The organism is Clostridioides sp. GD02404 (assembly GCF_045898275.1).
GTDB lineage: Bacteria > Bacillota > Clostridia > Peptostreptococcales > Peptostreptococcaceae > Clostridioides > Clostridioides difficile_A.
On sequence record NZ_JBJOCA010000018.1, the window covers coordinates 48,715 to 62,204 of the forward strand.

Here is a 13,490-nt window from a genome sequence, read left to right on the forward strand (position 1 = left end):
TGACACAGGTTGACAAAAATGTTATTATATCACTTGTCAATGTAAAAAAGAATAGATTTGCCGTAGATAGTGGGTGCGAGAGCTTAATATCCCGCCGAGGTTTTAGATAAATTGAGATTACTAAAGCTTTTGATGTCTACTTTTGGCAACAAAAGCTTTTTATAATGTTGCGGTAAATACTAAGCCTATTTGGTGAAGGAGGTGCACATCTATATGAGAAAAGCTATAGAAATTAAATCAGAAGTTGTTTCTGAGATAGTTGAAAAGTTACAAAAATCTTCTGCTGCTGTTGTTGTAGATTACAAAGGATTAACAGTTGAAGAGGTAACTGAGTTAAGAAAACAAATGAGAGAAGCTGGTGTAGATTACAAAGTATATAAAAATACTTTAGTTAGAAGAGCAGCTAAAGAAGTTGGTATAGAGCAATTCAATGATGAATTATTAGTTGGAACTAATGCTATAGCATTTGGATATGATGATCCAGTTGCTCCAGCAAGAATATTAAAAGGATTCATGGATTCTCATCCAAAGATGAAATTAAAGATGGGTATTGTGGAAGGTGCATTCTACGATGAGTCTAAAATTGTTGAAATGGCTAACATACCATCAAGAGAAGTTCTTATCGCTAAATTACTTGGTAGCTTAAAAGCTCCAGTATCAAACTTTGCATATTTAATAGATGCAATAGCGAAAAAGGCAGAAGGTCAAGAAGAAGCTTAATAGCTTAATTAAAAAATTATAAATATTAATTTGAAATAAAATTCGGAGGTGCTAAAAATGACAATAGAACAAATATTAGAAGCTATAGAAAATATGAAAGTTTTAGAATTAAATGAATTAGTTAAAGCTGCTGAAGAAAAATTCGGTGTATCAGCTTCAGCTCCAGTAATGGTAGCTGGTGCAGCTGCTGGTGGACCAGCTGCTGAAGAAAAAACTGAATTTGATGTAGTATTAGCTGAAGTTGGTTCTTCAAAAGTTGGAGTTATAAAAGCAGTTAGAGAAATAACAGGATTAGGATTAAAAGAAGCTAAAGAAGTAGTTGATAACGCTCCTAAGACAGTTAAAGAAGGAGCTTCTAAAGAAGAAGCTGACCAAATAAAAGAAAAATTAGAAGCTGCTGGAGCTAAAGTAGAAGTTAAGTAGTTTCTTTAAAAAGATACCCATAGGGTATCTTTTTTATTTGCAAAAAATTATAGAATTTATCTAGAATTATAAAGAAAATATTTTTATAAAATGCAAAAAATATATATAATAGTATTAAATTAAGGGTATCATATAGTATGTAATGGTATATTAATTTAATACTATTATTAAATTAATATATAAACAATTATTGTAATGTATATATATAGGGTATATAATTAAATGGAACTGTAAAAAATTACATATTATTTTAAAAAAATACATGAATAATTTAGAAATAAAATGTAATAAATAATTAATTAACAAATATAAATTTTAAAATGAACTAAGTATTAAAAAAATCGAAATTTGTAGACTTTGAAGGATGTATTTAAGGAGGAATTAATAATGGAAAAATTACAAGGAAAAATTGCAGTAGTTACTGCTGCAACAAAAGGTATTGGATTAGCTTCAGCAGAGATATTAGCAAAGAATGGAGCAATTGTATATTTAGCAGCTCGTTCAGAAGAATTAGCTAATGAAGTTATAAATAAAATAAGTGCAGAAGGTGGTTGTGCTAAGTTTGTTTACTTTAATGCTCGTGAAGAAGAAACTTTTACTTCAATGATAGAAGACGTAGTTAAAAAAGAAGGTAAGATAGATATACTTGTAAACAATTTTGGTTCAACAAACCCTTCTCTTGACAAAGACCTTGTAACTGGGGATACAGATAATTTCTTTGATACAGTAAATACTAATTTAAAAAGTGTGTATTTACCATGTAAAGCAGCAATTCCTCATATGATAAAGAATGGAAAAGGCAGTATAGTAAATATATCAAGTATAGGTTCAGTATTACCTGATTTATCTAGAATAGCTTACTGTGTATCAAAAGCAGCAATCAATTCATTAACTCAAAATATAGCAACACAATATGCAAAGAATCATGTTAGATGTAATGCTGTACTTCCAGGACTTATTGCAACTAAGGCAGCATTAGATAATATGTCTCCAGAGTTCATAAAAGAGTTTTTAAAGCATGTTCCTTTAAATCGTATAGGAGAACCAGATGATATAGCAAAAACCGTTCTATTCTATGCTAGTGATGACTCATCATTCATAACAGGGGATTTACTTGAAGTTGCAGGAGGATTTGGTTTACCTACTCCACAATTTGCAGATAACATATTAGGATAATCAATACACTAATATATAAAGAAAATTTATATATTAGTTATGTTAGAAATTCTATTTTTATAAAGACCATAGATATAATTTACATTGGAAAAAGTTTAAGACTAAAAATTCCAAGTTAAATTTATCTATGGTCTTTATTTTGTATATTTAATAAATTGTATATATTTGTATAAATCTAATTATTTACAACTATTTCATTATGGAATTATAATTAAATAGGGGAAGGGTATTTGTATATAAGTTTATATAGAAAATTAGACCTATAAATGAAAAATATGGATTTTATATTAAGAAATTGTACATAATACATAATATATGCTAAAAATAATTTATAAAAAATCAAAAATAATGCATAGTTTACATATAAGATAAAAAATATATTGAAAAATACTTGACAATATGCTAAAATTATTAGATGCGTTAGAATGAACTATTGTTTTATTTTTAATTATTGAGAGGTGAAAAGTGAATGCCACATCCTGTCACGATAGGTAAAAGAACTAGAATGAGCTTTTCTAAAATTAAGGAAATAGCTGATGTGCCAAATCTTATAGAAATTCAAGTAGATTCCTATGAGTGGTTTTTAAAAGAAGGTTTAAAAGAAGTGTTTGATGATATTTCACCAATAGAAGATTATACTGGTAATCTTATATTGGAATTTGTTGACTATTCTTTAGACGATAAACCAAAGTACGATATAGAAGAGTGTAAAGAGAGAGATGCTACATATTGTGCACCTCTAAAAGTTAAGGTAAGACTTATAAATAAAGAAACAGGCGAGATAAAAGAACAAGAAGTATTTATGGGTGACTTCCCTTTAATGACAGAAAGAGGAACTTTCGTTATAAATGGAGCAGAAAGAGTTATAGTAAGTCAATTAGTTAGATCTCCTGGTGTTTACTATGCGGAAGAAAGAGATAAAACAGGTAAGAGATTGATTTCATCTACTGTAATTCCTAATAGAGGAGCATGGTTAGAATATGAGACAGATTCTAATGATGTAATTTCTGTAAGAGTTGATAGAACAAGAAAACAACCAGTTACAGTTTTACTTAGAGCTTTAGGGATAGGAACAGATGCAGAGATAATTGACCTTTTAGGAGAAGACGAAAGATTATCTGCTACATTAGAAAAGGATAATACTAAATCAGTAGAGGAAGGTCTTGTAGAGATATACAAAAAATTAAGACCAGGTGAGCCTCCTACTGTAGAAAGTGCATCATCTTTATTAAATGCTTTATTCTTTGATCCAAAAAGATATGACTTAGCAAAAGTTGGTAGATATAAATTTAATAAGAAACTTGCTTTATGTTATAGAATAATGAATAAAATTTCAGCACAAGACATAATAAATCCAGAAACTGGGGAAGTATTTGTAAAAGCTGGAGAAAAAATAAGTTATGAGTTAGCTAAAGATATACAAAATGCAGGTATAAATGTAGTAAATCTACTAATGGATGATGATAAGAAAGTTAGAGTTATAGGAAATAATTTCGTAGATATTAAGTCTCACATTAATTTTGACATAGATGATTTAAACATAAAAGAAAAAGTACATTATCCAACTTTAAAAGAAATTTTAGATGGATATAGCGATGAAGAAGAAATAAAAGAAGCTATAAAATCAAGAATTAAAGAACTTATACCAAAACATATATTATTAGATGACATAATAGCTTCAATAAGTTATGAGTTCAATATATTCTATAATATAGGAAATATTGATGATATAGACCACCTAGGAAACAGAAGAATAAGATCTGTAGGTGAATTATTACAAAATCAAGTTAGAATTGGTCTTTCAAGAATGGAAAGAGTCATAAAAGAGAGAATGACAGTTCAAGATATGGAAGCTATAACGCCTCAAGCGTTAGTTAACATAAGACCAGTTTCTGCTGCAATAAAAGAATTCTTTGGTAGTTCTCAGTTATCTCAGTTCATGGACCAAACAAATCCTCTATCTGAGTTAACACATAAGAGAAGATTATCAGCTCTTGGACCTGGAGGTCTTTCAAGAGAAAGAGCTGGATTCGAAGTGCGTGACGTTCACCATTCACACTATGGTAGAATGTGTCCAATAGAGACGCCAGAGGGACCAAATATCGGTCTTATAAACTCTCTAGGAACTTATGCAAAGATAAATGAATTTGGATTTATAGAATCACCATATAGAAAATTTGATAAAGAAACAGCAACAGTTACTGATGAAATACATTATTTAACTGCTGATGAGGAAGACTTATTCGTAAGAGCTCAGGCAAATGAGCCATTAACAGATGATGGAAAGTTCGTAAACCATAGAGTTGTTTGTAGAACTGTAAATGGTGCTGTTGAAATGGTTCCTGAAAGTAGAGTAGATTACATGGATATATCTCCTAAGCAAGTTGTATCTGTTGCAACTGCTATGATACCTTTCCTAGAAAATGATGATGCCAACCGTGCCCTTATGGGAGCGAACATGCAGCGTCAGGCAGTGCCTCTAGTTAGAAGAGAAGCGCCAATTATAGGAACTGGTATAGAATATAGAGCTGCAAAAGACTCTGGAGCAGTTGTTGTTGCTAGAAATTCTGGTATAGCAGAAAGAGTAACAGCAGATGAAATAATTATAAAAAGAGAAGATGGAAACAGAGATAGATATAATCTACTTAAGTTTAAACGTTCAAACTCAGGTACTTGTATAAATCAAACACCTATAATAAGTAAAGGTGAAAAGATAGAGAGAGGCGATGTTATAGCAGATGGTCCAGCAACTGATTTAGGTGAAGTTGCACTTGGAAGAAACTGTCTTATAGCATTCATGACTTGGGAAGGTTATAACTACGAGGATGCCATATTAATAAATGAAAGATTAGTTAAAGAAGATAGATTATCAACAATTCATATAGAAGAATATGAATGTGAAGCTAGAGATACAAAACTAGGACCAGAGGAAATAACTAGAGATATACCTAATGTTGGAGATAGTGCAATCAAAAACTTAGATGATAGAGGTATAATAAGAATAGGTGCAGAGGTAGATTCAGGTGATATACTAGTTGGTAAGGTAACTCCAAAAGGAGAAACTGAACTTACTGCTGAGGAAAGATTACTTCGTGCAATATTTGGAGAAAAAGCTAGAGAAGTTAGAGATACTTCACTTAAAGTACCTCATGGTGAATCTGGTATAATAGTTGATGTAAAAGTATTTACTAGAGAAAATGGAGATGATTTATCTCCAGGAGTAAATGAATTAGTAAGATGTTATATAGCTAAAAAGAGAAAGATAAAAGTTGGAGATAAAATGGCTGGTCGTCATGGTAATAAGGGGGTTATCTCAAGAATATTACCAGAAGAAGATATGCCATTTATGGAAAATGGAACTCCTCTAGATATAATACTTAACCCACAAGGTATACCATCACGTATGAACATCGGTCAGGTTCTAGAAGTACATTTAGGACTAGCTGCTAAGACATTAGGATGGTATGTAGCGACATCAGTATTCGATGGTGCTAATGAGTACGATATAATGGATGCTCTTGAAGATGCTGGTTATCCTAGAGATGGTAAATTAACTTTATACGATGGTAGAACAGGTGAGACTTTTGACAACAGAATAACTGTTGGATATATGTATTACTTAAAACTACATCACTTAGTAGATGAAAAGCTACATGCAAGAAGTACTGGACCATACTCATTAGTTACTCAACAGCCACTAGGTGGTAAAGCACAATTTGGTGGACAAAGATTTGGAGAGATGGAGGTTTGGGCTCTAGAAGCATATGGAGCTGCTCACATACTTCAAGAAATACTTACTGTTAAGTCTGATGATGTTGTAGGACGTGTTAGAACTTATGAAGCTATAGTTAAAGGTGAAAACATACCTGAGCCAGGAATCCCAGAATCATTTAAGGTTCTTATAAAGGAACTTCAAAGTTTATGCTTAGATGTAAAAGTGTTGACAGATGAAGACCAAGAAATAGAAGTGAGAGAATCTGTAGATGAAGATGATACAATAGGTGAATTTGAGCTAGACGTTGTAAATCATATGGGAGAAGTTGAAGAAAGTAACATAATAGAAGAAATTGAAGATGATTTTGCTGAAAACGCAGAAGATGAGGATATAGAGAATTTAGAAGAATTCACTGAAGATGATTTATTTGAAGAAGAAATAGATTTTGAAAGTGATGACTTTGATATGTAAATTTAATTAATGTAAATCTCAAATAGAAGGGAGAGAACTCCTTGTTTGAATTAAACAATTTCGAGTCGATAAAAATAGCATTGGCTTCTCCAGAAAAAATAAGACAATGGTCTAGAGGAGAAGTTAAAAAGCCAGAAACTATAAATTACCGTACTTTAAAGCCAGAGAAAGATGGTCTTTTCTGTGAAAGAATATTTGGACCACAAAAAGACTGGGAGTGCCATTGTGGTAAATATAGAAGAGTTAGATATAAAGGTGTAGTTTGTGATAGATGTGGAGTAGAAGTAACTAAATCAAAGGTAAGAAGAGAGAGAATGGGACATATAGAGCTAGCAGCTCCTATGTCTCACATCTGGTACTTCAAAGGTATACCAAGTAGAATGGGACTTTTACTTGATATGTCACCAAGATCATTAGAAAAAATATTATACTTTGCTTCATATGTAGTAGTTGACCCTGGAGAAACTGGATTGAATGAAAAACAGTTACTTACAGAAAAAGAGTACAGAACTGCTCTTGAAAAGTATGGATATACTTTTACTGTAGGAATGGGTGCTGAAGCTGTAAAGATATTACTACAAAATATAAATTTGGAGCAACAAAGTAAAGACTTAAGAGCGGAATTAAAAGATAGTACAGGACAAAAGAAAGTTAGAACAATCAGAAGATTAGAAGTTGTAGAGGCATTTAAAAAGTCTGGAAATAAACCAGAATGGATGATTTTAGATGCAATACCAGTAATCCCACCAGATTTAAGACCAATGGTACAACTTGATGGTGGAAGATTTGCGACTTCAGACCTAAATGATTTATATAGAAGAGTTATAAATAGAAATAATAGACTTAAAAGACTATTAGAGCTTGGAGCTCCAGATATAATTGTAAGAAATGAAAAAAGAATGCTTCAAGAAGCAGTTGATGCATTAATAGACAATGGTAGAAGAGGTAGACCTGTAACAGGTCCTGGAAATAGACCACTTAAATCTTTATCAGATATGCTAAAAGGTAAGCAAGGTCGTTTCCGTCAAAACTTACTTGGTAAGCGTGTTGACTACTCAGGACGTTCTGTTATAGTTGTTGGACCAGAACTTAAATTCTATCAATGTGGACTTCCAAAGAAAATGGCGTTGGAATTATTCAAGCCGTTTGTTATGGATAAATTAGTTAAAGAAGGTTATGCACATAATATAAAGAGTGCGAAATCTATAGTAGAAAAAGTTAAGCCAGAAGTTTGGGATGTTTTAGAAGATGTTATAAAAAGTCATCCAGTTCTTCTTAACCGTGCACCAACTCTACATAGATTAGGTATACAAGCATTTGAACCAATCTTAGTTGAAGGTAAGGCTATAAAACTACATCCTCTTGTATGTACAGCTTATAATGCAGACTTCGATGGTGACCAAATGGCAGTCCATGTACCTTTATCAGTAGAAGCACAAGCAGAAGCAAGATTCTTAATGCTTTCTGTAAATAATATCCTTGCTCCTAAAGATGGTTCACCTATAACTACTCCATCTCAGGATATGGTTTTAGGTTGCTATTATCTAACAATAGAAGCACAAGATGGAGCTAAAGGAACAGGAATGGTATTTAAAGACTTTAATGAGCTATTACTTGCTTATTATAATAAATCAGTTCATCTACATGCTTTAGTAAAATTAAAGGTAACACTTGAAGATGGAAGCAGCTCATTAGTTGAAAGTACTGTTGGTAGATTTATATTTAATGAAAATATACCTCAAGATTTAGGTTTTGTAGATAGAAAAGAAAACCCATTTGCACTTGAAGTTGATTTCTTAGCAGATAAAAAATCTCTTGGTAAAATAATAGATAAATGCTTTAGAAAACATGGAAATACAGAAACAGCTGAATTACTAGATTATATAAAAGCTCTAGGGTTTAAATATTCTACACTAGGTGGAATAACAGTTGCTGTTGATGATATGAGTGTACCAGAAGAAAAGAAAGTATTTATATCTGAAGCAGAAGCAAAAGTTGATAAATATGAAAAAGCGTACAGAAGAGGTCTAATATCTGATGAAGAGAGATATGAGAAAGTCATAGAGACATGGACAGAAACAACTGATAAAGTTACTGATGCTCTTATGGGTGGATTAGACAGATTAAATAATATATATATAATGGCACATTCAGGAGCCAGAGGTTCTAAAAACCAAATTAGACAGCTGGCAGGAATGCGTGGTCTTATGGCCAATGCGTCTGGTAAAACAGTTGAGATACCAGTTAAATCTAATTTCCGTGAAGGTCTATCAGTACTAGAATACTTTACATCTTCACATGGTGCCAGAAAAGGTCTTGCTGATACCGCTATACGTACAGCTGAATCTGGATACTTAACAAGAAGACTTGTTGATGTAAGTCAAGATGTTATCGTAAGAGAAATAGATTGTGGAACAGAGGATACTACAGAAATTTATGCTATAAAAGAAGGAAATGAAGTTATAGAAGAGATATACGATAGAATTGTAGGAAGATATACTATAGACCCTATATTAAATCCTGAAACTGGTGAGGTTATAGTTGAAGCTGATGCTATGATACAAGAAGATGAAGCAGAAACTATAGTAGATTTAGGAATTGAAAAAATTAGGATAAGAACAGTTCTTAACTGTAAAACTAATCATGGAGTTTGTTCTAAGTGCTATGGTAGAAACTTAGCTACAGGAAAAGAAGTTAATATAGGTGAAGCAGTTGGTATAATAGCAGCTCAATCTATCGGTGAGCCTGGTACTCAGCTTACAATGCGTACATTCCATACTGGAGGAGTTGCAGGAGCCGATATAACTCAAGGTCTTCCAAGGGTTGAAGAATTATTTGAGGCTAGAAAACCAAAAGGATTAGCCGTAATAACTGAAGTATCTGGTAGAGTTGAAATAGACGAAACTGGAAAGAGAAAAGAAGTAAATGTAATACCAGCAGAAGGCGAAACTCAAACATATGTGATACCATATGGTTCTAGATTAAAGGTTAAACAAGGTCAAATGTTAGAAGCTGGAGACCCATTAACACAAGGGTTTATAAATCCTCATGATATAGTAAGAGTAAATGGTGTTAAGGGAGTTCAAGAATATATAGTTAAAGAAGTTCAAAGAGTGTATAGACTTCAAGGGGTTGACGTTAACGATAAGCATATAGAAGTTATAGTAAGACAAATGCTATCTAAAGTTAAAGTTGAAGACCCAGGAGATACAGATTTATTACCAGGTGGATATGAAGATGTATTAACATTCAATGAATGTAATAAAGATGCTGTAGCCAAAGGTCTAAGACCAGCAGTTGCTAAAAGAGTTTTACTTGGTATAACTAAAGCGTCTCTTGCAACTGATTCATTCTTATCAGCAGCTTCATTCCAGGAGACAACAAGAGTATTAACAGAGGCAGCAATAAAAGGTAAAGAAGACCACTTAATAGGACTTAAAGAAAATGTTATATTAGGTAAATTAATACCAGCTGGAACAGGAATGAAGAAATATAGAAATATAGCTGTTGAAAAAATTGAAGATTAATGGCAGATAGAGTAAAGAAATCTTGACAACCATTATTTGTGGTGTTAAAATAGTAAAGTGTGTTGTTTAAAAGTGCACTAAGGGCTTGAATAAGCTCTTAGTGACTTTTAGATGGCAATAAATAAAAACTAAAAAGCATCAAGCTAGAAAAATGCTAATATCACATATTTATGTGTTATAGACATTAAATTGTAAGTAACGTATGTTACAATCAGTCAGTATGAATATTCATATTGATGTAGTTGGCGGTCACTGATAAGATCGAAAATTTGGAAGGAGGTGCAGATGATGCCAACAATTAACCAATTAGTTCGTAAAAGTAGAAAAGCGGTAGAGAAGAAATCTACTGCTCCAGCATTACAAAAAGGTTACAACTCTTTAAACAAGAAAGTAACTGACGCTAGTGCCCCACAAAAAAGAGGGGTTTGTACTTCAGTAAAAACAGTTACTCCTAAGAAACCTAACTCAGCTTTAAGAAAAGTTGCCAGAGTTAGATTAACTAATGGTATAGAAGTTTCTGCTTATATACCAGGAGAAGGACACAACTTACAAGAGCATAGTGTTGTTCTTATAAGAGGAGGAAGAGTAAAAGACCTTCCAGGGGTTAGATACCATATACTAAGAGGTACTTTAGATACAGCAGGTGTTGATAAGAGAAGACAATCAAGATCTAAGTACGGTGCGAAGAGACCTAAAGAAGCTAAAAAGTAAAAACAATTAATGATTGATTATAGTTCGGTGCTTTAAATATATATATTTATGGCATCACGGCATTAAGTGAATTATGTCGAGTACCTATGATTTAAGTTAAATAATTAAGGAGGGAAGCGAAATGCCAAGAAAAGGTAATGTTCCAAAAAGAGAAGTTTTACCAGATCCTATGTATGGGAGTAAGGTAGTTACTAAATTAATAAATAATCTAATGGTAGACGGAAAAAAAGGAAAGTCTCAAAGTATAGTTTATGATGCTTTCGCAGTTATTGCTGAAAAGACAGGAGAAGAAGCTTTAGAAGTATTTAATAAAGCAATGGACAATATAATGCCTGTTTTAGAAGTAAAAGCAAGAAGAGTTGGTGGAGCAAACTACCAAGTACCAATCGAAGTTAGACCTGAAAGAAGACAAACATTAGGTTTAAGATGGCTAGTAAAATACACTAGAGCTCGTGGAGAAAAAGGAATGGTTGATAAGCTTGCTAAAGAAATAATGGATGCAGCTAACAACACTGGAGCTTCAGTTAAGAAAAAAGAAGATACTCATAAAATGGCAGAGGCTAACAAAGCATTTGCTCATTACAGATGGTAGGATATATAGATATCTTATAAAATTGAGGATATCATAAGGAGGATAACCATGGCTAGAAAGTTTCCTTTGGAAAGAACTAGGAATATAGGAATCATGGCTCATATAGATGCAGGAAAAACTACTACTACAGAAAGAATTCTGTTTTATACTGGGCAAACTCATAAAATAGGAGAAACTCATGAAGGAGCTTCTCAAATGGACTGGATGGAGCAAGAAAAGGAAAGAGGTATAACAATAACTTCTGCCGCTACTACTGCTTCATGGAAAGACCATAGAATAAATATAATAGATACTCCTGGACACGTGGACTTCACAGTTGAAGTTGAAAGATCTCTAAGAGTTCTTGACGGTTCAGTTGCTGTATTCTGTGCAAAAGGTGGAGTTGAGCCTCAATCAGAAAATGTATGGAGACAAGCTGAAACTTATGGAGTACCTAGAATAGCTTTTGTAAATAAAATGGATATATTAGGTGCAGATTTCTACAATGTTGTAAGCATGATGAAATCTAGATTAAATTCTAATGCAGTTCCTATGCAATTACCAATAGGTAAAGAAGATTCATTCATAGGTATAATAGACTTATTAAAAATGGATGCTGTTATATACAAAGACGACCTAGGGGTTGAAATGGAAGAAACAGATATACCAGAAGACATGAAAGAATTAGCCACTGAGTGGAGAGAAAAATTAGTTGAATCAGTAGCTGAAACTGATGAAGAACTAATGATGAAATACCTTGAAGGTGAAGAGCCTACTATAGAAGAATTAAAAGTTGCTATAAGAAAAGCTACTATAGCTTGTGAAATGAACCCAGTTTTCTGTGGTACAGCTTATAGAAATAAAGGTGTTCAGTTAGTAATAGATGCAGTTTTAGATTACTTACCAGCACCAACAGATATAGCAGCTATAAAAGGTATATTAGAAGATGGAGAAGAAGCTGAAAGACATTCTTCTGATGAAGAGCCATTCTCTGCACTAGCATTCAAAATAATGACTGACCCATTCGTTGGAAAACTAGCGTTCTTCAGAGTTTACTCTGGAACATTAGAATCTGGTTCTTATGTTTTAAATGCAACTAAGAATAAGAGAGAAAGAATTGGTCGTATATTACAAATGCATGCCAATACAAGAGAAGAAATAACTAAAGTTTATGCTGGAGATATAGCAGCAGCAGTAGGATTAAAAGATACTACTACTGGAGACACATTATGTGACCCTGCTAATCCAATAATACTTGAATCTATGGAATTCCCTGAGCCAGTTATATCTGTTGCTATAGAGCCAAGCTCTAAAGCAGCTCAAGAAAAAATGGGTATAGCTCTTCAAAAATTAGCTGAAGAAGACCCAACTTTCACAGTTAAGACTGACCAAGAAACAGGACAAACTATAATATCTGGTATGGGTGAGTTACACTTAGAGATAATAGTAGATAGATTATTAAGAGAATTTAAAGTAGAAGCTAAAGTTGGTGCACCACAAGTTGCATATAGAGAAACTATAACTCAACCAGTTGATGTTGAATACAAGTACTCTAAGCAATCAGGTGGTAGAGGACAATACGGTCACGTTAAGATTAGAGTTGCTCCTCAAGAGCCAGGTGAAGGATACAAGTTCACAAACAAAACTGTTGGTGGATCTGTACCAAAAGAATATGTTGGTCCAGTTGACATGGGTATACAAGGAGCTATGCAATCTGGTATAGTTGCTGGTTATCCAGTTGTAGACGTTGCTGTTGAGTTATATGATGGTTCTTACCATGAGGTTGACTCTTCTGAGATGGCGTTTAAAATGGCTGGTTCAATGGCATTCAAAGATGCTATGAAGAAAGGTAATGCAGTTCTTTTAGAGCCTTACTTCAAAGTAGAAGTTGTTACTCCAGAAGATTACATGGGAGATGTTATGGGTGACTTAAACTCAAGAAGAGGATTAATCCAAGGTATGGAAGCTAGAAGTGGTGCACAAGTTATAAATGCATTCGTTCCACTTTCAGAAATGTTTGGATACTCAACAGACCTAAGATCTTCAACTCAAGGTCGTGCAACTTATACAATGATATTCGATCACTATGAGCAAGTTCCAGCTTCAGTTGCTAAGAAAATAGCTGAAGGAAAATAATTTAAAAATAATTAATAATATAAATATAAAAAATAATCAG

8 protein-coding genes and 1 other annotated feature are annotated in these 13,490 nt (G+C 32.9%); all 8 genes read left to right on the forward strand.

What is annotated here, in order from left to right; all coding sequences use genetic code 11:
• The first annotated feature begins 42 nt into the window (after positions 1-42).
• Positions 43-171 (forward strand) — a sequence feature (ribosomal protein L10 leader region).
• A gap of 42 nt (positions 172-213) precedes the next feature.
• The gene (gene rplJ / locus Q3287_RS11945; protein ID WP_003421187.1) at positions 214-720 is read left to right on the forward strand and encodes a 50S ribosomal protein L10; all 507 of its coding nucleotides are present in this window, start codon (positions 214-216) and stop codon (positions 718-720) included.
• Positions 721-777: 57 nt separating this feature from the next.
• Entirely contained in the window at positions 778-1,143 is a 366-nt protein-coding gene (gene rplL, locus Q3287_RS11950) for a 50S ribosomal protein L7/L12 (RefSeq protein WP_021382505.1), read from the forward strand.
• A gap of 387 nt (positions 1,144-1,530) precedes the next feature.
• Complete coding sequence (locus tag Q3287_RS11955; protein ID WP_407964132.1) at positions 1,531-2,319, forward strand: SDR family NAD(P)-dependent oxidoreductase; 789 nt, start codon at positions 1,531-1,533, stop codon at positions 2,317-2,319.
• A gap of 469 nt (positions 2,320-2,788) precedes the next feature.
• On the forward strand, positions 2,789-6,505 hold the full coding sequence (gene rpoB, locus Q3287_RS11960) for a DNA-directed RNA polymerase subunit beta (RefSeq protein WP_054268677.1): 3,717 nt from the start codon (positions 2,789-2,791) through the stop codon (positions 6,503-6,505).
• A 41-nt stretch (positions 6,506-6,546) separates the two neighbouring features.
• The gene (rpoC, locus tag Q3287_RS11965; RefSeq protein ID WP_054268678.1) at positions 6,547-10,032 is read left to right on the forward strand and encodes a DNA-directed RNA polymerase subunit beta'; all 3,486 of its coding nucleotides are present in this window, start codon (positions 6,547-6,549) and stop codon (positions 10,030-10,032) included.
• A gap of 288 nt (positions 10,033-10,320) precedes the next feature.
• Positions 10,321-10,743 carry a 30S ribosomal protein S12 gene (gene rpsL / locus Q3287_RS11970; protein ID WP_021382501.1) on the forward strand — a complete coding sequence of 141 codons (423 nt, stop codon included), beginning with the start codon at positions 10,321-10,323 and terminating at the stop codon, positions 10,741-10,743.
• A gap of 121 nt (positions 10,744-10,864) precedes the next feature.
• Complete coding sequence (gene rpsG, locus Q3287_RS11975; RefSeq protein ID WP_021382504.1) at positions 10,865-11,335, forward strand: 30S ribosomal protein S7; 471 nt, start codon at positions 10,865-10,867, stop codon at positions 11,333-11,335.
• Positions 11,336-11,383: 48 nt separating this feature from the next.
• A complete protein-coding gene (gene fusA / locus Q3287_RS11980) occupies positions 11,384-13,450 on the forward strand; it encodes an elongation factor G (protein WP_021382502.1) in 2,067 nt (688 codons plus the stop codon).
• The last annotated feature ends 40 nt before the right edge of the window (positions 13,451-13,490 follow it).